The 23,717-nt window shown below is 71.1% G+C and carries 21 protein-coding genes and 1 tRNA gene; 7 read left to right on the forward strand and 15 right to left on the reverse strand.

Features of this window, described 5'->3' with window-relative positions; genetic code table 11:
• The first annotated feature begins 99 nt into the window (after positions 1 to 99).
• Both ABT381_RS10875 and ABT381_RS10880 read left to right on the forward strand, forming a co-directional pair.
• Positions 100 to 468 carry a hypothetical protein gene (locus ABT381_RS10875; protein ID WP_030251770.1) on the forward strand — a complete coding sequence of 123 codons (369 nt, stop codon included), beginning with the start codon at positions 100 to 102 and terminating at the stop codon, positions 466 to 468.
• Positions 461 to 910 (forward strand): hypothetical protein, encoded by a 450-nt coding sequence (locus ABT381_RS10880; RefSeq protein WP_351590979.1) that lies wholly within the window; start codon positions 461 to 463, stop codon positions 908 to 910. The genes ABT381_RS10875 and ABT381_RS10880 overlap by 8 nt, the downstream gene beginning before the upstream one ends.
• Before the next feature lie 73 nt (positions 911 to 983).
• Here ABT381_RS10880 and ABT381_RS10885 read toward each other — a convergent pair whose 3' ends face one another.
• From ABT381_RS10885 to ABT381_RS10895, 3 genes are all read right to left on the reverse strand, one after another.
• Positions 984 to 1,487, reverse strand: a complete 504-nt coding sequence (locus ABT381_RS10885; RefSeq protein ID WP_351590982.1) for a GNAT family N-acetyltransferase — start codon at positions 1,485 to 1,487, stop codon at positions 984 to 986.
• Between the two features lie 122 nt (positions 1,488 to 1,609).
• Positions 1,610 to 2,137, reverse strand: coding sequence for a sigma-70 RNA polymerase sigma factor region 4 domain-containing protein (locus tag ABT381_RS10890; RefSeq protein WP_351590985.1), 528 nt, complete (start codon positions 2,135 to 2,137; stop codon positions 1,610 to 1,612).
• A 147-nt stretch (positions 2,138 to 2,284) separates the two neighbouring features.
• Positions 2,285 to 3,433: a glycerophosphodiester phosphodiesterase gene (locus ABT381_RS10895; protein ID WP_351590988.1), complete on the reverse strand. Its 1,149-nt coding sequence runs from the start codon at positions 3,431 to 3,433 to the stop codon at positions 2,285 to 2,287.
• Between the two features lie 438 nt (positions 3,434 to 3,871).
• On the opposite strand from ABT381_RS10895, the gene ABT381_RS10900 reads away from it, so the two are divergent.
• A complete protein-coding gene (locus ABT381_RS10900) occupies positions 3,872 to 4,552 on the forward strand; it encodes a lysophospholipid acyltransferase family protein (RefSeq protein ID WP_351590991.1) in 681 nt (226 codons plus the stop codon).
• Between the two features lie 112 nt (positions 4,553 to 4,664).
• Here the strand turns inward: ABT381_RS10900 and ABT381_RS10905 are convergent, their stop codons facing one another.
• The 6 genes from ABT381_RS10905 to ABT381_RS10930 all read right to left on the reverse strand — a co-directional run bounded on the left by ABT381_RS10905 (position 4,665) and on the right by ABT381_RS10930 (position 10,580).
• Positions 4,665 to 5,072 carry a nuclear transport factor 2 family protein gene (locus ABT381_RS10905; protein WP_351590993.1) on the reverse strand — a complete coding sequence of 136 codons (408 nt, stop codon included), beginning with the start codon at positions 5,070 to 5,072 and terminating at the stop codon, positions 4,665 to 4,667.
• Positions 5,073 to 5,186: 114 nt separating this feature from the next.
• Complete coding sequence (locus tag ABT381_RS10910) at positions 5,187 to 6,731, reverse strand: MFS transporter (RefSeq protein ID WP_351590996.1); 1,545 nt, start codon at positions 6,729 to 6,731, stop codon at positions 5,187 to 5,189.
• Positions 6,728 to 7,279, reverse strand: coding sequence for a TetR/AcrR family transcriptional regulator (locus ABT381_RS10915; RefSeq protein WP_351590999.1), 552 nt, complete (start codon positions 7,277 to 7,279; stop codon positions 6,728 to 6,730). The genes ABT381_RS10910 and ABT381_RS10915 overlap by 4 nt, the downstream gene beginning before the upstream one ends.
• Before the next feature lie 163 nt (positions 7,280 to 7,442).
• Positions 7,443 to 8,882: an argininosuccinate lyase gene (gene argH, locus ABT381_RS10920; protein ID WP_351591002.1), complete on the reverse strand. Its 1,440-nt coding sequence runs from the start codon at positions 8,880 to 8,882 to the stop codon at positions 7,443 to 7,445.
• 43 nt (positions 8,883 to 8,925) lie between these two features.
• Positions 8,926 to 10,119: an argininosuccinate synthase gene (locus ABT381_RS10925; RefSeq protein WP_351591005.1), complete on the reverse strand. Its 1,194-nt coding sequence runs from the start codon at positions 10,117 to 10,119 to the stop codon at positions 8,926 to 8,928.
• 92 nt (positions 10,120 to 10,211) lie between these two features.
• On the reverse strand, positions 10,212 to 10,580 hold the full coding sequence (locus ABT381_RS10930; protein ID WP_351591008.1) for a DUF488 domain-containing protein: 369 nt from the start codon (positions 10,578 to 10,580) through the stop codon (positions 10,212 to 10,214).
• Between the two features lie 144 nt (positions 10,581 to 10,724).
• On the opposite strand from ABT381_RS10930, the gene ABT381_RS10935 reads away from it, so the two are divergent.
• A tRNA-Pro gene (locus ABT381_RS10935) sits at positions 10,725 to 10,798 on the forward strand.
• Between the two features lie 61 nt (positions 10,799 to 10,859).
• Here the strand turns inward: ABT381_RS10935 and ABT381_RS10940 are convergent.
• The 4 genes from ABT381_RS10940 to ABT381_RS10955 form a co-directional block, all read right to left on the reverse strand.
• Positions 10,860 to 13,853 carry a SpoIIE family protein phosphatase gene (locus ABT381_RS10940; protein WP_351591011.1) on the reverse strand — a complete coding sequence of 998 codons (2,994 nt, stop codon included), beginning with the start codon at positions 13,851 to 13,853 and terminating at the stop codon, positions 10,860 to 10,862.
• A gap of 220 nt (positions 13,854 to 14,073) precedes the next feature.
• Positions 14,074 to 15,411, reverse strand: coding sequence for an ammonium transporter (locus tag ABT381_RS10945; RefSeq protein ID WP_351591014.1), 1,338 nt, complete (start codon positions 15,409 to 15,411; stop codon positions 14,074 to 14,076).
• 114 nt (positions 15,412 to 15,525) lie between these two features.
• Complete coding sequence (locus tag ABT381_RS10950; RefSeq protein WP_351591017.1) at positions 15,526 to 17,190, reverse strand: class I adenylate-forming enzyme family protein; 1,665 nt, start codon at positions 17,188 to 17,190, stop codon at positions 15,526 to 15,528.
• Complete coding sequence (locus tag ABT381_RS10955) at positions 17,187 to 18,143, reverse strand: cyclase family protein (RefSeq protein ID WP_351591020.1); 957 nt, start codon at positions 18,141 to 18,143, stop codon at positions 17,187 to 17,189. The genes ABT381_RS10950 and ABT381_RS10955 overlap by 4 nt, the downstream gene beginning before the upstream one ends.
• A gap of 259 nt (positions 18,144 to 18,402) precedes the next feature.
• Here ABT381_RS10955 and ABT381_RS10960 point away from each other — a divergent pair, with 259 nt between their 5' ends.
• A complete protein-coding gene (locus ABT381_RS10960) occupies positions 18,403 to 19,224 on the forward strand; it encodes a helix-turn-helix domain-containing protein (protein WP_351591023.1) in 822 nt (273 codons plus the stop codon).
• A complete protein-coding gene (locus ABT381_RS10965) occupies positions 19,221 to 19,415 on the forward strand; it encodes a DUF397 domain-containing protein (RefSeq protein WP_351591026.1) in 195 nt (64 codons plus the stop codon). The genes ABT381_RS10960 and ABT381_RS10965 overlap by 4 nt, the downstream gene beginning before the upstream one ends.
• Here the strand turns inward: ABT381_RS10965 and ABT381_RS10970 are convergent.
• The gene (locus ABT381_RS10970; RefSeq protein WP_351591029.1) at positions 19,384 to 20,460 is read right to left on the reverse strand and encodes a phosphotransacetylase; all 1,077 of its coding nucleotides are present in this window, start codon (positions 20,458 to 20,460) and stop codon (positions 19,384 to 19,386) included. The two genes, ABT381_RS10965 and ABT381_RS10970, sit on opposite strands and share 32 nt — an antisense overlap.
• A 345-nt stretch (positions 20,461 to 20,805) precedes the next feature.
• Entirely contained in the window at positions 20,806 to 22,614 is a 1,809-nt protein-coding gene (gene xsc, locus ABT381_RS10975; RefSeq protein WP_351591032.1) for a sulfoacetaldehyde acetyltransferase, read from the reverse strand.
• 175 nt (positions 22,615 to 22,789) lie between these two features.
• Here xsc and ABT381_RS10980 point away from each other — a divergent pair, with 175 nt between their 5' ends.
• Positions 22,790 to 23,686, forward strand: coding sequence for an IclR family transcriptional regulator (locus ABT381_RS10980; protein ID WP_351591035.1), 897 nt, complete (start codon positions 22,790 to 22,792; stop codon positions 23,684 to 23,686).
• Positions 23,687 to 23,717: the final 31 nt, after the last annotated feature.

Genomic DNA, 23,717 nt, shown 5'->3' on the forward strand with positions numbered 1-23,717 from the left:
GCCGGGGCCGCGCGCCGGCGGGCGGCGGGCGCCGATTAAAGTCGGGGGCATGCCCCACAGCCCCACTGCGCGCAGCCGCGCCGCCGCGCGGAGGTCCCGGTGATCGACGCGCTGACGGTCGCGGTCGGCGTGACCGCCCTCGTACTGGCCGCCTGGTGCGGCTTCGCCGCGTACCGCGACGAACCGACCAAGGACTGGCACTTCATCGGGATGGCCGTCGTCTCGCTGCTCGCGCTCGTGCAGCTGGTGACCGGCATCGTGAAGCTGGCGGGCGGCGAGAAGCCGGACGACGGTACGGCGATCTTCCTGGCGTATCTGATCGGTGCCGCCGCGTGCGTGCCCGCCGCCGGGTTCCTGTCGCTGTCGGAGCGGACCCGCTGGGGTTCGGTGACCGTCGCGGCGGGCGCCGTGGTGCTGGCCGTGCTGGAAGTACGGCTGTACGACATCTGGGGAGGCGGCCATGGCTGAGCCCGCGACGACCACCACTGAGAGCGCCGGGACGCCCGCCGAGGGGGGCCGCCGCTCGCTGGGCACGGGCCCCGGCCGGCTGCTGGTCTGGCTGTACGGCGTCTTCACCGTCGGCGCCGGCTCGCGGGCCGTGTACCAGCTGATCGCCCAGTACGACCGGGCGCCGCTGTCGTACGTCCTGTCGGCCGGCTCCGCCGTGGTGTACGCGGTCATCCTGTTCTCGCTGGTACGCGGCGGGGAGACGGCGCGCAGGGTGGGCCTGGCCTGCTGCTGCCTGGAGCTGCTGGGCGTGCTCGGCGTCGGCACCTGGACGCTGCTGGAGCCGTCCGCCTTCCCCGACACCACGGTCTGGTCGGGGTACGGCTACGGCTACCTCTTCATTCCGGTCTTCCTGCCGGTCACCGGGCTGCTCTGGCTGCGCCGCGGCCGCCGCGCCGGCTGACCACTCGCTCGTACCGCCGCGGGCCCGCACGTGCGACTGCACGTACGGGCCCGCGGCGTCGGTACGGGGAGGCTCAGGCGCTCGCCACGTAGGCCTGCGCCGACGCGTCCTTCTCCAGCGTGATCAGGCTGAGCCGGCGGCTGACCTCTTCGGTGCCGACCTGGGCGTAGCCCCGGCTGCGGTACAGCCGGAGGTTGCCCTCGCTGCGGTGGCCGGTCAGCAGCCGGAAGCGGGTGACCGCGTGCTCGGTGGCCAGCCGCTCCTCGACGGCGGCCAGCAGCCGGCTGCCGAGTCCGTGCCGCTGCATCCGCGGATGCACGATCAGCTTGTCGATGGCGCCCACGCCGTCGGCGTCGACCGCACCGCGCACCGATCCGACGACCTCGTCGCCGAGGCGGGCGACCACCACGCACCCGTCGCGCATCTCCGCACGCAACTCATCGAACGTCTGCGTGAGCGGCTCGATCGAGTAGTCGTCGTACAGCGCGGCTTCGGACTGGTAGCACAGGTACTGCAGCTTGAGGATCTGCTCGGCGTCCTTGTCGGTCGCCGCAGAGATGGTCACGCTCATGCCCATGCGTGCTGGCCTCCCCTTTTCGGTTCGGTGAGCCCGGGCGCCATGAGGGTGTGGTGCGGCGCCCGGACGGATCTGCCCTGACTTGATGGCACCACGGGATGCGCGGCGCCGCCATGGCGGGGTCAACGCTCCTTTCCCCGGAGTTCAGGAACCCCAACCTCCGCCGTCAGCATTCTGCGCAGACATGCCAGACAACGGGAACGGAGCGGCCCCATGCTCCCCTGTGACATTCCCAACTCAGATGAGATCTCACGGTAGGTCGGATCGCTGCCCGACAACAGGGCGCGTACCAACTCCGGGCAGCGGCCCGGCAGTTGTCCGGCGACGGCGAGCAGTGCGCGGCGTCGCTCGGCATCCAGGGCCAGCGGCTCGGCGACCGCGCCGACGCTCGGCTGGGCGCTGATCGGGTCGTACGGGATCTCGCGGCGGGCGCGCCGCCGGGCGCCGCGCGCCTCGGCCCGTACCGCCCGGCGCAGCCAGCGCGCGGGCTCGGCCGGCGGACCGGCCATTCGGGTGTACCGCAGCAGGCGCGCCCACACGTCCTGCTCGATGTCCTCGGCCTCGGCCCCGGCGCCCGGCGCCTCGGCCGCCACCTCCGCGGCGAGGAGCGGGCGCAGCGCGGCGATCAGTTCACGGTCGCGGTCCGTCATGTCCGGGCGGACAGCGCCGGACGGCCCCGCGGTTGCCCCGCGTCAACGCTGTCCCGTCACGCGTGGGAGTACTGCGCCGGCCGGGCGACGCGCGGGCCGGGGTCACCACCCCGCGCCCGCCGTCGCCACCACACGCGCGGTCGGCGGTCAGCCCTTGCGGAACTCCGCGGCCACCAGCAGCGCCGTGTCCGGGTTGTCGGAGAACAGCCCGTCGATGCCGGTCGCGAAGAGCGCCTTGAAGTAGGCGAGGGAGTTGCCGTAGGCGTTCGGGTCGCTGCCCTTGCGCAGGTCCACGGGCAGGAAGGTGTTCTCGTTGCGGACCGTGTACGGGTGCAGGACCAGGCCCGCGTCGTGCGCGTCCTTGACCACCGAGGAGGGCGTGCCGAGCTTGCCGTCGGCGGTGCGCGGGATGATCACGGTGAGGTCCGGGCCGATGCCCTGCGCGAAGGAGGCGATCCAGCGCAGCCCTTCCGGCTTGACCAGGTCGGCGACGGTGCGCTTGTCACCGGCCTGCTTGAGGTCCCACGGCTGGTCCTTGAGCGTGCCGAGCAGCACGACCTTGGGACAGTCGACCAGCTTGTCCAGCCGCTGGATGCTGGTGGGCTCGAAGGACTGCAGGAAGTTCGGGGAGTCCTTCTTGTGGCGGCCGTACTGGCGCAGCAGCTTGGCCACCCGCTCCTCCAGGCCGAGCCCGATCCCCCGGAAGTACGTGGGGTGCTTGGTCTCGATGTGCAGCCAGATGCGGCGGCCGCGCTTGCGGCCCTCGCGCTCGGCCCACTGCAGTACTTCCTCGAACTCCGGCACCTGCCAGCGGCCGTCGTAGAGGGTGTTGTGCTGCCGGGTCTGCGGGATGCGCTCCTTGGCGCGCAGCGTCTTCAGCTCGGCGAGCGTGAAGTCCTCGGTGAACCAGCCGGTGAGCTTCACCCCGTCCACCGTCTTCGTCGTCTTGCGGCCCGCGAACTCCGGGTGGTCGGCGACGTCGGTGGTGGCGGTGATGTCGTTCTCGTGCCGGCAGACCAGGCGGCCGTCCTTGGTGGGGACGAGGTCCTGCTCGATCACGTCGGCGCCCATGTCCAGGGCGAGCTGGTAGGAGCCGAAGGTGTGCTCGGGGCGGTAGCCGCTCGCGCCGCGGTGGCCGACGACCAGGGGGACGGGCAGTTCACCGCCGCCGTGAGCGCCGTGCCCGCGCCCGGCCGCGGCCGCCGTTCCGGCCCCGCCGCCCAGCACCGCCGCTCCGGCGCCGAGCGCCGCAACGCTCAGTACGGTCCGCCGCCCGGGTCGCTGCGCCTTGTCCATATGTCCCCGACTCCTTGTGGTTCTGTGATGTGCCGCACCTGCCGGTGCGGGGCCGATCGTAGGCCCGTACAGCTTTACGGTGGGAGACATCCGACCGAACACGCGGGTGAACCTGTGTGACGTATGGGGGATTTTGGGGTCGCCCGGACGGGGCACGGGCGCCCGTCGTGCTCTGTGCGGTGTGCGGCATTCCACAGGTCAGCGGCGATCTCTTCCGGCCACTTACGAACATTCGTACGCATCATCGGTCCCGCAGGCGGTGTAGCCGCGGCCCCTGCGTTCTTCGCATGACGGCCCGGTTAACCACCCGTGACGCAGCGAAAGGGCGTGTCAACTCTGCGTATCGGCCCCATGAACCCGATGTGCGATCGAGGTTGAGCCGCGAGTATCGTCCTCACCTGCAGACTCCTGCAATGACCAGCCAAACCGGAGGGCCCGTTGTCCCGCATTCTGCTGAAGGCGACTCTCGGATTCGTCATGCGTGTCCTGTTCCGCCCGAAGGTCGAGGGCGTGGAGGGCATCCCAGGCAGCGGACCGGTGATCCTCGCCGGTAACCACGTGACGTTCATCGACTCGCTGTTCCTGTCGCTGATCGTGGAGCGGCAGATCAAGCGCCAGGTGTACTTCATCGCCAAGGACGACTACGTCAAGGGCAAGGGCGTCAAGGGACGCCTGATGGCCTGGTTCTTCACCACCGCCGGCATGATCCCGGTCGACCGGGACGGCGGGCACGGCGGCGTCGCCGCGCTGATGACCGGCCGCCGCGTGCTGGAGGAGGGCAAGGTCTTCGGCATCTACCCGGAGGGCACCCGCTCCCCCGACGGCCGTCTGTACCGGGGCCGTACCGGCATCGCCCGACTGACGCTGATGACCGGCGCGCCGGTCGTCCCCTTCGCACTGGTCGGTACCGACAAGGTGCAGCCCGGCGGCAAGGGCATGCCCCGCGTCGCGCCGGTGACCTGCCGCTTCGGTGCGCCGCTGGACTTCAGCCGGTACGACGGCATGGACCGCGACCGCTACGTCCTGCGCGCGGTCACCGACGAGGTCATGAGCGACGTGATGCGGCTGTCCGGCCAGGAGTACGTCGACGTGTACGCCACGAAGGCCAAGGCCGCCTGACGCAGCGTCACTTTCCGGAGCCCCCTGTCGCCGTCGGCGGCAGGGGGCCCGTTGTTTCGTGCTTCGGTGTCAGCGGCCGCTTGTTCCGTTGCCAGCGGCCGCTGTTCCGGTGTCAGCGGCCGCCCAGCGGGGCGCGGCGCGCGAGGACCTTGCGGTGGCTGATGCGCCAGCCGTCGGCGGACCGTACGACGGTGTCCTCGTACGTGACCGTCCCGCACGTGCCGTCCGCGTTGACGCCGATGCCCTTGGAGCGGGCGAGCACCCCGCCGTCCGCCGGCAGCTCGGCGAGGACGATGTTCGTGACGTGGTGGCCCACCGGAATGGCCTCGCCCAGCGCGAGCGCCGCCTCGCGAATGGCCCGCACGCCCTTCAGCGGCGGCTGCCCGAAGTCGCTGACGTCGTAGACGACGTCGGCGGTGAACAGCTCGTCCAGCCGGTGCAGCTCGCCCTCGTCGAACAGGTGCCCGTGCAGCGCGAGCAGCTCGGCGATGGCGGTGCGGTCCTCGGCGGCCAGTGCCATGACGGTCCTCCTCCGGAAGCGCGAAGTCCTGGCACGGCGCAGGCTACCGGCGCGGACGCGCACCCGGCCGTGGGGCACGCGCCGCGCTCTTCCGCGGCATCCGGACGGACCGCGTCAGTCGCCGCCCTCCAGCGTCCGGCCGCGCAGCAGTACCCACGCGGCGGCCGCTGCGGCCAGCGAGATGACGCCGCCGGCCACCGCCGCGGCCTCCATGCCGTCGGTGAACGCCCGCTGCGCGGCGTGCAGCAGCGCCTCGCCCGTACGGTGCGGCAGGTCGCCCGCCGTCTCGAACGCGCCGCCCAGTGACTCGCGCGCCTCGGTCACCGCGCCGGCCGGCACCCCTTCCGGCGCCGTGAAGTTGCGGTAGACGCCGGTGACCACCGAGCCGAGCAGCGCGATGCCCAGCGCGGAGCCCAGTTCGTACGCCGTCTCCGAGACCGCCGAGGCGGCGCCCGCCTGCTCCTTGGGCACGCTGGAGAGGATCACGTCGGCGGTGACGGTGAAGGAGAAGCCCGCGCCGACACCGACCACGAAGAGGATCGCGCCCAGCACCGGCGTCGCGGTGTCGGCGCTCACCCCGGCGCACGCACCGAGTCCGAGCCCCACCAGCACCAGCCCGCCGGACACCACCATCCGCACCGACAGCCGGCGCGCGACGGGGCCGGCCGCCAGCCCCGCGCCCATCGCGCCGACGGCGGCGGGCAGTTCGACCAGCCCCGCGTTGAGCGGCGAGCGCCCCTGCACCATCTGCAGGAACTGGGAGAAGAAGAACAGCAGCCCGGCCAGGCCCAGGATGGTCAGCAGGTCGGCGAGCACGGCGCCGGAGAAGCCCCGGTTGCTGAAGAGCTTCATGTCCAGTAGCGGCGTGGGCAGCCGCAGTTGGCGGCGTACGAAGCCGACGAGCGCGAGCACACCGATGACGCCCGCGACGACGACCCCGATCCCGACGCCGTGCGCCGCGGCCTCCTTGATCGCGTAGACCACGCCGACCATGCCGATCAGCGACAGCGCGACGCTGGTCAGGTCCCACGGCCCCGGCTCCGGATTGCGGGACTCCGGCAGCACCTTGATGCCGACGGCGACCAGGATCACCATCACCGGCAGGTTGATCAGGAAGACCGAGCCCCACCAGAAGTGGCCCAGCAGGAAGCCGCCGAGCACCGGCCCTACCGCGGTGCCCGCGGAGGCCGCCGCGCCCCAGACGCCGACGGCCAGGCTGCGCTCGCGGGGGTCGTGGAAGAGGTTGCGGATCAGCGCGAGGGTGGACGGCATCAACGTCGCACCGGCCACGCCCTGCAGCGCCCGCGCCGCGATCATCATCTCCGGCGTCGTCGCGTACGCCGCCAGCGCCGACATCGCGCCGAACGCCACCGACCCGGTCAGCAGCAGCTTCTTGCGCCCGATCCGGTCGCCCAGGCTGCCCATCGAGACCAGCAGGCCGGCGATGACGAACGAGTACACATCGCCGATCCACAGCAGCTCGGTGCCCGACGGGCGCAGGTCCTCACTGAGGAACGGCGCGGCCAGGCCCAGCACCGTGGCGTCGACGCCGACCAGCAGCACCGCGAGCACCAGCACGGCGAGCGCGAGCCAGCGCCCCGGACGCGGCGCTTCCACTGTCGTCCCCCCTGCCGCTCCCGCGGCCACGGCCCCGCTCATCGTGTGCTTTCCCTTCGTACGCCGCCGAGCAGCAGCTCGGCGATGGAGTGGTTGCGGTCGGCGCGGGCCAGCCGGCCCTCGTGCACCGACCAGGCGCCCGCACAGATCAGTCCGTACAGCGCCTCGGTCAGCCAGGCCGGGGTCAGGTCGATGCGGAAGGTCCCCTCTTCCTGCCCCCGCCGGAAGAGCGCGTGTATCCGGGCGTCGAGCGCCAGCCAGCCTTCGTTGATCTCCTCGCCCTCGAAGAGCTGGTTCTCGGTGTACAGGAAGGCCAGTACCCCGGCGACCGGCTCGAGCTCGCCGATCAGCCGGCGCAGCGCGGCCTCCGCGCCGCCCTCCTCCAGCCGGGCGTCGTCCAGCGCCCGCGCGGACTCCTCGATGCCCAGCTCCTCCAGCGCCCGGATCAACGCGTCCCGCCCCGCAAAGTGCCGGTGCAGCGTCGCCCGGCTGATCCCGGCGGCCCGCGCGATGTCATCCATCGAGGCGGTACTCCTCCGGGTGAGCAGCGCTGCGGCGTCCTTCAGTACGCGTTCTCTGTCCACGGCCATGAGACAGATGGTACGCGAATGAGACATCAATGTCTCACGGAAATGAGACGTCACTGTCTCAGCGACCCCATACCCGTCTCATCACCACCCACCATAAGCACACGAAAGCGGCCGCCGCCCGGTCGAGGAGACCGGACGGCGGCCGCTGCCGCGTACCGCGTGTTTACTTCTGCTTGGCCGTGGCCCACGCCTGCTGCGCAGCCAGGTCGGCCTTGACCTCGGCGAGCTGGACGGCGACCGCCGAGGGGGCCGTGCCGCCGCGGCCGCTGCGCGAGGCGAGTGCGCCGGGGACGTTGAGGACGGTCCGCACCTCGGGCGTCAGGTGCTCGGAGATCTTCGCGAACTGCTCGTCGGTGAGCTGGTCCAGCTCGATGCCCTGCGCCTCGCACTCCTTCACGCACTCGCCCGCGACCTCGTGCGCGACGCGGAACGGCACGCCCTGCTTGACCAGCCACTCCGCGATGTCGGTGGCGAGCGAGAAGCCGGCCGGGGCCAGCTCCGCCATCCGCTCGCGGTTGACGGTCAGCGTGGCCATCATGCCGGTGAAGGCCGGGAGCAGGATCTCCAGCTGGTCGCAGGAGTCGAAGACCGGCTCCTTGTCCTCCTGCAGGTCGCGGTTGTACGCGAGCGGGAGGGCCTTGAGCGTGGCCATCAGGCCGGTCAGGTTGCCGATGAGGCGGCCGGACTTGCCGCGCGCCAGCTCCGCGATGTCCGGGTTCTTCTTCTGCGGCATGATCGAGGAGCCGGTGGAGAAGGCGTCGTGCAGGGTCACGAAGGAGAACTCCTTCGTGTTCCAGATGATGACCTCCTCGGCGATCCGCGACAGGTCCACGCCGATCATGGCCGTGATGAAGGCGAACTCGGCGACGAAGTCACGCGACGCCGTGCCGTCGATGGAGTTGCCCACGCTGCCGTGCTCGAAGCCCAGGTCCTTGGCGACCGCTTCCGGGTCCAGGCCGAGCGAGGAGCCGGCCAGCGCGCCGGAGCCGTACGGCGAGACGGCCGTGCGGTCGTCCCACTGACGCAGCCGCTCGGCGTTCCGGGACAGCGCCTGGACGTGCGCGAGCACGTGGTGCGCGAAGAGGACGGGCTGGGCGTGCTGGAGGTGGGTACGGCCGGGCATCGCGACGTCCGGGTGCGCCTCGGCCAGTCCGATCAGCGCCTCCTGGAGCTCGCCGAGCAGCCCGCCGAGGATCCGCGCGTGGTCCCGCAGATACATCCGGAAGAGGGTCGCGACCTGGTCGTTGCGGGACCGGCCGGCCCGCAGCTTGCCGCCGAGGTCCGGGCCGAGGCGCTCCAGCAGGCCGCGCTCCAGCGCGGTGTGCACGTCCTCGTCGGCGATGGTGCCGGTGAACGAGCCGTCGGCGACGTCCCCTTCGAGCTGGTCGAGGCCGGCGATCATCCGCTCCAGCTCGTCGGCCGTGAGCAGGCCCGCCTTGTGGAGCACGCGGGCGTGCGCACGGGACCCGGCGATGTCGTACGGGGCCAGCCGCCAGTCGAAGTGGACCGAAGCGGACAGCTTGGCCAGGGCCTCGGCCGGGCCGTCGGCGAAACGGCCGCCCCAGAGCCGGACGTCGCCGCTGCCGCTGTTCCCGTTGCTCACTGCTCTGCTCCTCGTGGGTGGTCGATCAAGAAGGAAGAGAAAATCACGCCAGGTCCCGCTTCGCGGCGATCTTGCTCGACATGCCGAAGAGCTCGATGAAGCCCTTCGAGAGCGACTGGTCGAACGTGTCGCCGGTGTCGTACGTCGCCAGGTTGAAGTCGTACAGCGACTGGTCGGACTTCCGGCCGGTCACGACGGCGCGGCCGCCGTGCAGGGTCATCCGGATGTCGCCGGAGACGGCCTGGTTCGCCTCGGCGATGAAGCCGTCCAGGGCGCGCTTGAGCGGCGAGAACCACAGGCCGTCGTAGACCAGCTCGCCCCAGCGCTGCTCGACCTGCCGCTTGTAGCGGGCCAGCTCGCGCTCGACGGTGACGTTCTCCAGCTCCTGGTGGGCGGTGATCAGGGCGATCGCGCCGGGGGCCTCGTAGACCTCGCGGCTCTTGATGCCGACCAGCCGGTCCTCGACCATGTCGATCCGGCCGATGCCCTGGGCGCCGGCCCGCTCGTTGAGCTGCTGGATCGCCTGGAGGACGGTGACGGGCCTGCCGTCGATCGCGACCGGCACGCCCTCCTTGAAGCTGATGACGACCTCGTCGGCCTCGCGCGGGGTGGCCGGGTTCGCGGTGTACTCGTACACGTCCTCGATCGGCGCGTTCCAGATGTCCTCCAGGAAGCCGGTCTCCACGGCCCGCCCGAAGACGTTCTGGTCGATCGAGTACGGCGACTTCTTGGTCGTCGCGATCGGGAGGTTCTTCTCCTCGCAGAAGGCGATCGCCTTGTCGCGGGTCATCGCGTAGTCGCGGACCGGGGCGATGCAGGTCAGGTCGGGGGCGAGGGAGGAGATGCCGGCCTCGAAGCGGACCTGGTCGTTGCCCTTGCCGGTGCAGCCGTGCGCGACGGTCGTGGCGCCGTGCTTCTTCGCGGCGGCGACCAGGTGCTTGACGATGGCCGGCCGGGAGAGCGCGGAGACCAGCGGGTACTTGTCCATGTACAGCGCATTGGCCTTGATCGCCGGGAGGCAGTACTCGTCGGCGAACTCGTCCTTGGCGTCGGCGACCTCGGCCTCGACCGCACCGCAGGCGAGCGCGCGCTTGCGGATGACGTCCAGGTCCTCGCCGCCCTGGCCGACGTCCACCGCGACGGCGATGACCTCGGCGCCCGTCTCCTCGGCGATCCAGCCGATGCAGACAGAGGTGTCAAGGCCGCCCGAGTAGGCGAGTACGACGCGCTCGGTCACGGGTTTCTCCTTACGGTGCATACGCTGATAGGTATAAGTATGCAGTACACCGTATGTTTCGTCAAACGTGCTGTTCAGAGGCGCGAGCCCCCTCAGGCGCCCTCGCGCAGCAGATTCAGCAGCACCGCCGCATGACTGAGCTCCAGCTCTTTGGTCGCCGTCAGCAGGGTGACCGGCCCGTCCGCCGCCAGCCCCCGCAGCCGCTCCAGCGCGCCGCGCCCCGGCTCCTCCGCCAGCTCGGCGCGGTACCGCTCGGCGAACTCCTCGTACGCCTCCGCGCGGTGTCCGTACCACTTGCGCAGCTCGCTCGACGGCGACACGTCCTTGCACCACTCGTCCAGCCGCGCCGCGTCCTTCGCGAGCCCGCGCGGCCAGAGCCGGTCGACGAGCACCCGCGCCCCGTCATCAGGGTCCACGGTGTCGTACACGCGCCGCATTCGTACCGTTACGTCCTTGCCCATGGCGGCATTGAAGCACCGCTCGCGGCGCCGCGCCCGCAGCTCGGACCGACCCTCGTCCGGGCCCCGTTTTGGATTCCGGGCCGCGGACAGGTATTTTTCTTCTGCACGCACCGACCGGGCCCGCCCGGGAACGGTGCAGAGCACCGGGACGTGGCGCAGCTTGGTAGCGCACTTGACTGGGGGTCAAGGGGTCGCAGGTTCAAATCCTGTCGTCCCGACGGTGTTTTTGCAGCTCAGGGGCCTTCTTCGGAAGGCCCCTGAGCTTTTTGGCGGCTGCCTTCAGTCCGCGTGCGCCCGCCGGGGCGGCGCGCGCAGGGTGAACCAGACGCTCTTGCCGTCCTCGGCGGGGCGGGTGCCCCAGGAATCCGCGAGCGCGTCCACGAGCGTGAGGCCGCGGCCGGACTCGTCGCCGGCCCCTGCGGTCCGCCGGCGCGGCAGGTGCGGGCTGCGGTCGGTCACCTCGACGGTGAGTCCCGACTCGGTGCGGCACAGCCGCAGCCGAACCGGGCCCCTGGCGTGCTGGACGGCGTTGGTGAGCAGCTCGGACGTCAGCAGCTGGGCGTCGTCGGTGAGAGCGGCCAGCTGCCAGGCGTCCAGGGTGGCGGCGAGGAACGCGCGGCCCGCGGGCACCGCGGCCGGTACGGCGTCCAGTTCGCGCCCCGTGGTCGGCAACGGGACGCTCGGCATGTGGGCGAGGAGCAGGGTGACGTCGTCGTCGCAGCCGTCGGGGTCGGGCAGCAGGCCGGCCAGTACTCCGTCGGCCGCCTCCTCCAGCCCGGGCGCCGTGGCGAACACGCCGCCCAGGGCCCGGGCGAGGACGTCGATCCGGGCCTCGATGTCGCAGCCGGGGGTCTCGACCAGGCCGTCGGTGTACAGCGCCAGCGTGGAGCCGGGCGGCAGCGGGACGGTGACCTGCTCGTGGCGGGTCATCCCTACCCCGAGCGGCATGTTCACCGGCACCGGCAGGGCGCTGACCTCGGTGTCGGGGGTGATCAGCAGGACGGGGAGGTGCCCGGCGGAGCAGATGTCCGCCTGCCCCGCTTCCGGGTCGATCTCCAGGTAGCAGCAGGTGACGAACTGGTCGGGCAGGTCGGCCACGACCGCCTCCAGGGTCTGCATCAGCTGCCGCGGCGCCATTCCGCTCTTGGCCAGCGCGTGCGCGGCGGCGCGCAGCTGTCCCATGACGGCGGCCGCCTCCAGCCCGCGGCCCATGACGTCGCCGATCAGGACGCCGACCCGGCCCGCGTCCTGCGGGACCAGGTCGAACCAGTCGCCGCCGACGCCCGCGCCCTGGGTGGCGGGCAGATAGCGGTGGGCGGTGTGCAGCCCTGCCACCTCGGGCGGGGTACCCATGAGGCTGCGCTGCAGGGTCAGCGCGACGTGCCGCTGCTGCTCGTACAGGGCGGTGAGTTCGGCCGTGGCCCGATTCTGCTCGGTCACGTCGCGGGCGATGGCGCAGGCGCCGGTGATCCTGCCGTCGAGGGAACGGGTCGGCCAGAGGGTGAGGTCCACGTCGATCCGCCGGCCCGCCCTGGTGACCCGCAGGGTCTCGAAGTGCTCGATCTTCTCGCCGCGGCGGAGCCGCCCGAGCAGCTCGTCGATCTCGCCGGCGCGGTCGAGCGGCGCGAGCATCGAGACGTGGGCGCCGATCGCCTCCTCGGGCGTGTAGCCGTACAGCCGCTGGGCCGCGGCGTTCCAGTACGTGATCCGGCCGTCCAGGGTCTTGGCGAGGATCGCGTCGTGCGAGGACTCGACCAGGTCGGCGAGGCTGACGATCCGCTCCTCTGCCGACTTGCGGTCGGTGACGTCCCGCACGGCGACGGACACCAGGGTGCCGTCGGCGGTCTCGATCGGGCTGAGGCTGATCTCGGCGGGGAATTCCGTGCCGTCCCTGCGCAGTCCGTACAGGTCCAGCCCGGCCCCCACCGGGCAGACCTGCCGGTTATGGGCGTAGCCGTGCCGGTGCAGGACGTGCAGGCTGTGGAAGCGCTCCGGTACCAGGATCTCCACCGGCCGGCCGAGGAGCTCCGCGCGCTGGTATCCGAACAGGATCTCGGCCTGGGCGTTGACCAGCTGGATGGCGCCGGTCACGTCGACGATCACCGTGGCGTCCGGCGCCGTTTTCAGCAGGGTACGGAACCAGCCGTCCCTGCCCTCGTGGGGTGCGGCGCCCGGGGGCGAGTTGGGCCGCGGCCGGGCCGCCGCGGATCCGTTCCCTCCAGCGGTGCCGGTGGGCTGGCACAGCATCAGGGACAGGCCGGCATCGGGCTGCTGTCCGGTGTGCAGGAGCAGGCGGGTGCACAGGGAGTCGAGGGCCTCCTCGGGGGACGGCACGCCCAGGGCGGCCGTCGCCTCGCTGAGCACGGGGAAGGGCGCGCCCCGCGGGTCGCGCGCCTCGGCCAGGCCGGCGCTGTAGAACAGCAGCCGCTCGCCGGTCCGCAGGCGGCAGCGGTACTGCCGGGGGTCCGGCTGCCGCCCCAAGGGGCGCGAGGCCACCGCGGGTTCCAGGGGATCGACGCCGTGCCCCGAGCGCAGCGGAGCCGGATGACCGCAGTTGACCAGCCGTACCTCGCCCGGCGCGAACTCGGCGAGCACCGCGGTGACGCAGCCCTCCGGGCCGAGCTGCGGGGAGAGCTGCGCGTCCAGCGCGGAGGCGAGTCCGGGCAGGTCCTTCGTGGTGTGGGCCAGCTCGCGGAAGCCGGCCCCCGCGGCCGCGGTCAGCCGCATCGCGTCCGGGCCGTCCCCATGGACATCGCCGACGATGATCCGCAGTCCGAACGGCGTCCGCGCGACATCGCACAGCCCGCCGCCGACTCGGGGCTGCTGTGCGAGGCAGCGGTAGCGGACGGCGCACACGTCCGTGCCGTCGAGGTGCAGCGAGACGGGGCGGAGCCCCCTCTCCCGGGCGACCCGGACGGCCTTGTGGGCCAGCGTTTTCAGTGCCCTCTCCGACGTGGTCCGGTACCAGGCCACGTACACGGTGAGGGCGCAGCCCGCCAGCAGGCCGCACCACCGGAGGACGAACGAGCCCGTCAGCAAAGCGCCGCCGGCCAGGCCCGCCGCCACGCCGAGCGGCAACGCCCAGCAGCAGACGAGCACGGTGTGCCGCACGCTGAGCCGCGTGCAGGCCAGCAGCGGGCCGATGACCAGCAGCGCGACGAGTCGCACGCCGATCACTGCGTCCAGTACGGCGATCAGCAGGCAGACGCCCGCCGATACCGGCAAGAGGGGAGGCGGTGGTTGCCGCCGCCCCGGCACACAGGTAGCCGTCATGCTCTGCTCCCCCCGAACGAGCGGTGCAGCGATCAGCCGTCCCGCCCTCGGTCGAGCGCAGGGGAACGGTCTGGTCCGATCCACCTTTGCCACGATCGAGCCGCTCGACAGCACCTTGACCGCAACACGGCGGAATCTGCCCGGATGTAATCGGAGCGATGCGGAATCTGCCACCGGGGGCCGGGCCGCGCAGGCGCCGCGGCCTTCCGGGGAGGGCGCCTCAGTCGCCCGGCTCCTCGTCCGTGCGGTGCCGGGGCGTGACGTGGGCCGCGCCCGGGATGCCGGCGGCTACGGGGTCGCGGCGGCCGACCGTGCCGTGGCCGAGTACGCCGTGGTCGTAGGCGGTTTCGGCGTGGACGGTGAGGTCGAGGCCGGCCCGTTCGTGGTCGGGGTCCGCGCGGAAGCCCATCAGCTTGTCGATGATCTTGCCGAGGGCGTAGCTGACGAGGAAGGCGTACGCGCCGGTGGCGAGGACCGCGACGAGCTGCTTGAGGAGCTGGCCCGCGCCGCCGCCGGAGAGCAGGCCGGCCGGGCCGTCCGTCATGGCCGAGGTCGCGAAGAAGCCGATGAGCAGGGTGCCGATGACGCCGGCCACGAGGTGGACGCCCACCACGTCCAGGGAGTCGTCGTAGCCGAAGCGGAACTTCCAGTTGACGGCGTAGGAGCAGACCACGCCGGCGACCAGGCCGATGGCCAGCGCGCCCCAGATGCCGACCGAACCGCAGGACGGGGTGATCGCGACCAGCCCTGCGACCGCGCCGGAGGCCGCGCCGAGCGTGGTGGCGTGCGCGTCCCGGCGCTTCTCCACCAGCAGCCAGCCGAGCAGGCCGGTGCAGCCCGCCGCCTGGGTGTTGATCAGCACCATGGCGGCGGTGCCGTCGGCGGCGACCGCGGACCCGGCGTTGAAGCCGAACCAGCCGAACCAGAGGAGACCGGCGCCGAGGATCACCAGCGGCAGGCTGTGCGGCCGCATGGCCTCCTTGCCGAAGCCGAGCCGCGGCCCCAGTACGAGCGCGAGGGCCAGCCCCGACGCGCCGCAGTTGACCTCGACGACGGTGCCACCCGCGAAGTCCAGCGCGCCCAGCTGGTCCAGGATCCAGCCGCCGGGCGCGAAGACCCAGTGCGCGATCGGTACGTAGACCAGGAGCGTCCAGGCGGCGGTGAAGGCCACCCATGCGCCGAAGCGGGCGCGGTCCGCGATGGCGCCGCTGATCAGCGAGACGGTGAGGATCGCGAAGGTGAGCTGGAAGGCGGCGAAGAGGGCGGTCGGGATGTGCCCGGTGACGCTCTTCGGGCCGATGCCGTGCATTCCGAGGTGGTCCAGGCCGCCGATCAGGCCGAGGCCGGTGTCCGGGGCGAAGACCAGGCTGTATCCGATCGCGAGCCAGACAACGGTGACGACGGCGATCGCCACGAAGCTCATCATGAGCATGTTCAGCACGCTCTTGGAACGCACCATGCCGCCGTAGAAGAGCGCCAGGCCCGGCGTCATCAGCAGGACCAGGGCGGTGGCGGCCAGCAGCCAGGCGGTGTCCCCGGAGTCGATTCCGGCAGGCATGTGTGTCAACCTTCCCGCCCGGCGGGGGTGACAGGGGGCGACGCCGGGCCAGGGAAGAGAGTGACCCGTCGCAATTTCCGGTGTCGAACATCGACGTTTCGGCGACGTTTCGCGTTACCCCGGCGTTTCCCGCAGTTCCCGGCGCAGGATCTTCCCCGTGGCCGTTTTCGGCAGATCATCCAGGAAGGATATGGAACGCGGGTATTTGTAGGCCGCCATCTGCTCCTTGCAGTACCCGATCAGCTCCTCCTCCGTGACGGACGCACCCCGTTTGACGGACACGAACGCCTTCACCGTCTCGCCCCGGTACGCGTCCGGCACGCCGACCACCGCCGCCTCGCGCACCGCCGGATGGCCGTACAGCACGTCCTCCACCTCGCGCGGCCACACCTTGTACCCGGCCGCGTTGATCATGTCCTTCTTACGGTCCACCAGGTAGAACCAGCCCTCGGCGTCCATGAAGCCGACGTCGCCGGTGCGCAGCTCACCGCCAGGCAGCGCCGCGGCGCTGGCCTCGGGCTTGTTCCAGTACCCGGGCACGACCTGCGGCCCCGACGTGGCGATCTCGCCGGTCTCCCCGACCGGCACCTCCGCCCCGTCCTCGTCGAGGATGCGCACGACCGTGTTGAACACCGGCACGCCCACGGACAGCGCGCCGGAGACCGGGTCGACGGGCGCCTGCGCGCCGAGCGGAACGGCGTGCGAGGGCGAGTTCGTCTCCGTCAGCCCGTAGATGTTGTGGATGTACCGCCCGGTCGCCTTCTCGAACCGCTCGTTGACGGCCGGGGCGATGGGCGCGCCGCCGGAGTAGACGACGCGCAGCGAGGAGAAGTCGTCCCGGCTCGCCTCCGGGGCGCCGGCCAGGCTGATGAAGACGGTGATGGCGCCGACCGTGAAGGTCGGCCGGTGCTCGCGCAGCGCGTCCAGGACGACGCCCGGGTGGAAGCGGTGCGCGAGGACCAGCGGGCAGGGCAGCAGCAGGGCGAGCGCGAGATGTCCGATGAGCCCGGTGATGTGAAAGAGCGGCGCGACGCCGAGAATGCTGTCCGCGTCCGTCAGCCGCATCCAGTCCCGATACGTACAGGCGTTGAACAGCATCGTGCCGTGCGTGTTCAGCGCGCCCTTGGGCTCTCCGGTGGTGCCGGAGGTGTAAGTGAGGACGGCGATGTCGGCCGGGGCGGGCGACGCGGGGGCCGGGGTGCGGCCCGCGTAACGGTCGACGAGGGTACGGAGGTCGAGCGTGCCCCGGGGGCGGGCCCGCCGCGCACCGTCGAACAACCGCGGGTCGTCCCGGGTCTGCCAGTCCAGCGGCGAACAGGTGACGACGGTGGCGACCTGCGTGGCACCGCCGCCGATGACGTCCCTGGCCACGCCCTCGTACAGCTCGTCCAGGCACAGCAGCGCGCTCGCGCCGGAGTCGACGAGCAGGTACCGCAGCTCGCGCGTCTTGTTCATCGGGTTGACGGCGACCGCGGCGCCGCCGGCCTTCCAGGCGGCGAGCAGCCCGATGACGAAGGCCGGGCCGTTCTGGAGGTACAGCGCGAGCCGGTCGCCGGGCGCGAAACCGTGCTCGGCCAGGGCGACGGCGAGCGCGTCGGAGGCGGCGTCGAGGTCCGCGAGAGTGAGCACGCCGTCGAAGTACCGGATCGCCTCGGCACCGGGGGCACGGGCGACGGAGGCCCGGAAGGCGTGCAGGAGGGTGGGGTGTTCGGGAGTGATGTCGGCCGGGGTCCCCTCGGCGTACCGCGCCAGCCACGGGCGCTCCCTGTACCCACTCACTTGATCACCACGGGGTTGACGGGGGCGCCGGTGGCACGGTGCACCTTCAGCGGCGCCGCGGTGTAGAGGAAGGTGTACCGGCCGTCCTCCGCACAGCTCGCGGCGAGTTTCTCCAGGTCGCAGATCTCGGTGAGGGTGATACCGAGGTTGCGCATCAGGGCGCAGTGCAGGGGCAGCGCGAAGCCGGTCTCGGGCTCGACGGTCCGCTCGTTCGCGATGGTGTCCGTGACGAGGTTGGGGATTTCCTTCTCCTGGAACCACCGCACCAGCTCGGGGCTGTACGTCAGCCCCGGCTCGCAGAAGTCCTCGTAGAACGCATCCCCCTGCTCATGGAACAGCTCCAGGAAGTTCGTACGGATCAGGAGGATGTCGCGCGGCTCGATGGCGGCGCCTTGCGCCTCGGCGCAGGCTTCCAGGTCCTCATGGGTGAAGGACTCGCCCTTCTCCAGGTTCTTCTTGCCGCGGAAGCGCGCCATGTCCAGGAGGATGCCGCGACCGGCCACACCGCGCTCGGCGATCGGCTCGACGCTGGCCTTGTCCAACCCGCCGACCGTCGTCCGGGCGTCGTAGCCGTTCCAGATCTGGCCGCCGTACCAGACATGACCGAGCGCGTCGTACTGCGTGGACCCCTGCAGAAAGGCGTCGATCTTGTCGTCGGCGTAGTGCAGGCCGCCGGGGGCGGCGGGGGCGTCGGCGCCGTCCCAGCTCGACTCGTCCATGATCATGGTGCGCTCGGCGGGCGACCGGCCCGGCCACACGGGGTCGCCCTTCGGGTCCCCGATCAGCCGCTGCAGGGTGAAGACCTGCCCGGAGCGGATGTGCGCCGCACCGCGCAGCACCTCGGCCGCGTCGAGGTAGTTCAGCGCGCCCACTTCGTCGTCCGGGCCCCACTTGCCCCAGTTGGTGGGGGCGTCGCGGAGGAGTTCTTCCATGGTCGTGATGTCGGTCGTCATCGCTCACGCCTTCCTCAGGCACACAGGTACCGACCAACCGCCCGGTTTGACAGTGTGCTGGATACTGTGGATCAGCTTTCAACTACCCGTCAACGGGTCCTGACTATACGAAAACCGATCAAGGTGAGCGGCGACATGTTCGACTCCGAACTTGCCAGTGACAATTGACGACTTCGGAGAGTAAGCGTCACGCTGCGTGTCTAGCCTGGTCAGGTCGGCGCACTTCCGTGTTGCGCCAGTCCACCGGGGGTGCGTGGGAATGGGAAATGACAACGGCGAGCGGCCCGCCATCTGGGTCGGCTACGGAAAGTTGCTGAAGCTCTTCCGCGAGCGGGCCTGTCTGACTCAGCAGCAACTCGCCGAAGCGGTGGACTACTCGCACGAGCACGTGGCATCCGTGGAGCAGGGCAGACGTCCGGCGAAAGCCGTATTCACGGAGGCGTTGGAGGGCGTGCTGGACGCGGGCGGAACGCTGTGGGCGTTGCAGGAGCAGGTGGAGCTGGCGAAATTCCCCGCGTTCTTCCAGAACTTCGCCCGGCTGGAGGCGGAGGCGGTGAGCCGGTTCTCGTACGACCCGATCGTTGTGCCCGGCCTGCTCCAGACCGAGGCGTACGCACAGAGCCTGCTCTACGCGCAGTATCCGCCGCTGGACGACGAGACTGTGGAGCAGCGCGCTTCCGCCCGCCTCGCCCGGCAGTCCCTGCTCACGCGCAAGAAGCCGCCGCTGGCGCTGTCGTTCATCATCGAGGAGGCCGTGCTGCGCCGCACGGTGGGAGGCGCGGCGGTCATGAAAGCCCAGCTCGAAAAGTTGCTGGAGTGCGGGCAGCTTCGCAACGTCGACATCCAGATCCTGCTGACGTCCGTCACCGAGCACAGCGGGCTCAACGGAGGGCCCATGGTCCTCGTCGAGACCTCGGACCACAGGCAGGCCGTCTACCTGGAATCCCATGGCGTCAGCACGACGGTTTTCGACCGCGCGCGGGTCAGTGAACTGTGGATGAGCTATGGCATGCTGCGCTCGCAGGCTCTGGATCCTGAAAAGTCTGCGCGACTCATCGAACGCGTGGCAGGGGAACTATGAACACCAACCTCGTTTGGTTCAAGAGCAGTTACAGCGGCCCCAACGGGGGCGACTGCGTCGAGGTCGCGGGGGCGCCCGGCACGGATATCGTTCACGTACGCGACTCGAAGGCTATACCGGGGCCCGAGCTGCGCGTTACGCACGCGTCGTGGGCCGCGTTCATCGCGTACGCGAAGGAAGCTTCCGGCTGACGGTCGCCTGGACGCCCGTGGCCAGGGCGAGCGCGGCGATGTCCGGGCCCGTGCAGCCGCGTGAGAGGTCGTGCAGGGGGGCCGCCAGGCCCTGGAGGAGCGGGCCGATGGCGGTCGCGCCGCCGAGCCGTTGGGCGATCTTGTACCCGATGTTGCCGGCGGCCAGCCCCGGGAAGATGAAGGTGTTGGCCTGCCCCGCGACCGGTGAGGCGGGGGCCTTGGCGCGGCCGATCGCGGGCACGGCGGCGGCGTCGTACTGCAGGTCGCCGTCCACCTCCAGCTCCGGATCGGCGGTGCGGAGCTGGAGTACCGCCTCGCGTACCCGGTCGACCTGCGGGTGCTGGGCGCTGCCCTTAGTACTGAAGGAGAGCAGCGCCAACCGCGGCCGGTCGCCGGTCAGTTCCTGGTACGTGGTGGCCGTGGCCCGGGCGATGTCGGCGAGCTCTCTGGCGGTGGGATCCACCACGACGGCGCAGTCGCCGTACCCGAGGGTGCGGCCGTCGGGCAGCACCATCAGGAAGCTGCTGGAGAGGGTGCGGATGCCGGGGGCGAGGCCGACGACGTAGAGGCCGGCGCGCAGCACATCGGCGGTGGGCCGGTCGCTGCCCGCCACGCAGCCGTCCACGTCGCCGAGGCGGAGCGCGGTGGCGGCGAGGAAGAGGGGGTCGGCGGCCAGTTCGCGGCGGTCGCGCGAGGAGAGGCGGCGGCGTGCGTTCAGCGCCTCGGCGAGCGCGTCGGCGCAGCGGGGGTCGGCGGCGAGTCGGGCCGGGTCGAGGATGTCGAGCCGGTCGGGGTCCTCGGGGAGCTTGAGGTCGAGGTCGGCGGCGAGTTCGCGGATGCGGGCGGGGTCGCCGGTGAGGACCGGGGTGACGGCTCGTTGTTCCGCGAGGCGGGCGGCGGCCCAGAGGACGCGGGGGTCGGTGGCTTCGGGGAGGGCGATGCGAGGTTTGTTGGTCGCGGCCGTGCGGAGGCGGTCGGCCCAGGAGTCGATCAGTGCCTGGGCGGGGCCGCGCTCCTCCGCTGGGGCGAGGGGGTCGATGAGCATGTGCGGCTCCTTCGGTGGCTGGGGGGAGGTAGAGGCGGGGCTGCCCACGGCGGGCCAGGGGCGCGGGGAACTGCGCGAACGGCCACGACGGTGGCGCACCCGCCAACGGCGAACCCGGGGCACCCCGGACGGCGATCGCCGGAACCCCCGGGCCGCAGGCCCACCCGGCGCCGCGCGCGTTGAGGGTCACGCGCGGCACCGGAGCGATAGAGGTACGGCCACCGCCGCCCGATCAGGGCAGCCGGGCGGCGGCAGCCGCACCCGGTGGACGCCGTCCGCACGGCGTCCACCAGCACGTACCGGCGGAGGCGGGCCGTCGCAAACCCGGCCCCTCACCGGCCCCCGTCAGACGTAGTCCTGGTACTTCTCCAGGTACCGGACCGGCTTCTGCAGCGCGTCGCGGCGGAACGGGTCGCCGAGTTCACGCGTGCACATGATCTCGATGACCGTGGTCTTACCCTCGTTCATCTGCGCGTCGATGGCCTGCTTCAGGGCCGGGCCGACGTCGTCCAGCTTCTCCACGACGATGCCCTCGGCGCCCATCGCCTGCGCGATGCCGGCGAAGGACTCGCTCTCCAGCTCGCCCGCGACGAACCGGCGGTTGTAGAAGTCGACCTGGTTCTTCTTCTCGGCGCCCCACTGGCGGTTGTGGAAGACCACCGCGGTGACCGGGATGTCATGGCGTACGGCGGTCATGATCTCGACCATGCTCATGCCCCAGGCGCCGTCACCCGCGTACGCGATGGCGGGCCGGTCCATCGCGGCGGCCTTGGCGCCGATGATGGTGGGCAGCGCGTAACCGCAGTTGCCGAAGGACATCGGCGCGAAGAAGGAGCGCGGCTCCTCGAAGCGCAGGTAGCTGTGGGCGACGGAGTTGATGTTGCCGATGTCGGTGGAGACCATCACCCGCGGCGGCATGGCCTTCTCCAGCTCGCGCAGGACCTGGCGCGGGTGCAGCCACTCGCCGTCCTCCTGCTCCTGCTCGGCGATCATGTCGAGGCTGTACTGGTCGGTCTCGTGGGTCCAGTCGGAGAGCTCCTGCTCCCACTCGTCCTTCTCCGCCTTGGTCTTCGCGGCACGCTCCTCGCGGGTGGCGTCGCAGGCGAGGGTGCGGTCCGCCAGCCGGTCGGTCAGCGCCGCGGCAGCGGCCTTCGCGTCGCCGCAGATGCCGACGGTGATCTTCTTGACCAGGCCGAGCATCTTGTGGTCGGCGTCGATCTGGATGATCTTCGCGTTCTTGGGCCAGTAGTCCATGCCGTGCTGCGGCAGGGTGCCGAAGGGGCCGAGGCGGGTGCCGAGCGCGACCACCACGTCCGCCTGCGAGATCAGCTTCATCGCGGCCTTGGAGCCCTGGTAACCGAGCGGGCCGCACCACTGCGGGTGGCTCGCGGGGAAGCTGTCGTTGTGCTGGTAGCTGTTGACGACCGGCGCGCCGAGCCGCTCGGCGAGCGCCTTGCACTCCTCCACGCCGTCGGCCATGACCACGCCGCCGCCGGAGATGATCACCGGGAATTCGGCGGTGGCGAGCAGCTCGGCGGCCTCGGCCAGGCTCTTCTCGCCGCCGGGGCCGCGGTCCAGCTTCTGCGGTTCGGGGATCTCGGTCTCGATCTCGCCGTAGAAGTGGTCGCGCGGGATGTTCAGCTGGGTCGGGCCGATCTCGGAGTGGGCCCGGTCGAAGGCGCGCGCGGTGTACTCCGCCATCCGCTTGGGGTTGTTCACGTGCGCCTGGTACTTGGTGAACTCCTGGAACATCGGGAGCTGGTTGGCTTCCTGGAAGCCGCCCAGGCCGGTGCCCATGGTCCCCGCCTCGGGGGTGATCATCACGACCGGGCTGTGCGCCCAGTACGCGGCGGCGATCGCGGTGACGCAGTTGCTGATGCCGGGGCCGTTCTGGCCGATGACGACGCCGTGCCGGCCGCTGACCCGGGCGTAGCCGTCGGCCATGTGGGCCGCGCCCTGCTCGTGGACCACCGGGACCAGGCGGATGCCGGCCGGCGCGAAGATGTCCATGGCGTCCATGAAGGCCGAGCCCATGATGCCGAAGATGTCGGTCACCCCGTTGGACACGAGGGTCTCGACGAAAGCCTCCGAGGGCGTCATCTTCTGCTGCCCGCTGACGACGGTACGGCCGTCACCCGTCTGCTTCTCGCTCATCGTTCCACTCCTTCGACACGCCGGGAGGCAGGGGAGGCGCGACGTGCAACCCCGCATGGGGCCACCTGCGCCAATAATCGGTACGTGGCGTTCCTGAAATCAGGATCTGGCTGGACCATAAGCGGGCTCGTCGCGGCCGTCAACGATCCGTTCAGGAAAACGAGACGGTGGTAGCTTGTTTCTGGAATCCGACCCGGATTACGACTGGTACACGTACAGCCCTGGAGGTACCGTGGTCCCGCCACGCGAGTCCGATCCCGGCGCGGTGAACGGCGACACGCCGACCATGCGCCTCTTCTCCCTGCTCGAACTGATCGCCGCCAAGGACCAGTTGGTCTCGTTGCAGGGGCTGGTCGAGGAGACCGGGCTGCCCAAGCCCACGCTGCACCGGATGCTCCAGCAGCTGGAGAGCGCGGGCCTGCTGATCCGGCAGAGCGACGGGCGGCACTACGGCACCGGCCACCGGCTGCGCCGGCTCGCCGAGAACCTCCTCCTCAACGCCACCCACCACGGCGCGCGCCACACCGTCCTGCGCCGCCTGGTCGAGGAGCTGGGCGAGAGCTGCAACATCACCACGCTCTCCGGCAACGAGGTGGTCTACCTCGACCGCGTGGAGACCCCGGAGCCGCTCCGCTTCTACCTCCGGCCCGGCTCCCGGGTGCCCACGCACTGCTCGGCCAGCGGCAAGATGATCATGTCCCAGATGAGCCCGGCACAGCGCCGCAAGCTGCTCGCACACGCCCCGCTCAAGCCGTACACGGCGAAGACGATCACCGACCTGGACGCCATGGAGGAGGAGTTCAAGCGCATCCGGCGGGACGGCTTCGCGCTGGACGACGAGGAGTTCCTGCCGGGTCTGGTGTGTGTGGCGGTGCTGGTACCGGCGGTGGGCGGCGGGCGCTCCAACATGTGCGTCGCGGTCCAGGCGCCGGTCATGCGGCTGACCGCCGACAAGGCGCTGTCACTGCTGCCCGCGCTGCAGCGCGCCGCGGACGCGATCGGCCGCATCGAGGCGGAGGGCACACCGGAGGACGCCGCCGAGGACTTCTCCGAGGGGAGTGCCGCCTCCTGACACCGGCCGCTGACACCGGCCGCCTCCTGAA

It is taken from the genome of Streptomyces sp. NPDC000151, from assembly GCF_040301705.1.
Taxonomy (GTDB): Bacteria; Actinomycetota; Actinomycetes; order Streptomycetales; family Streptomycetaceae; genus Streptomyces.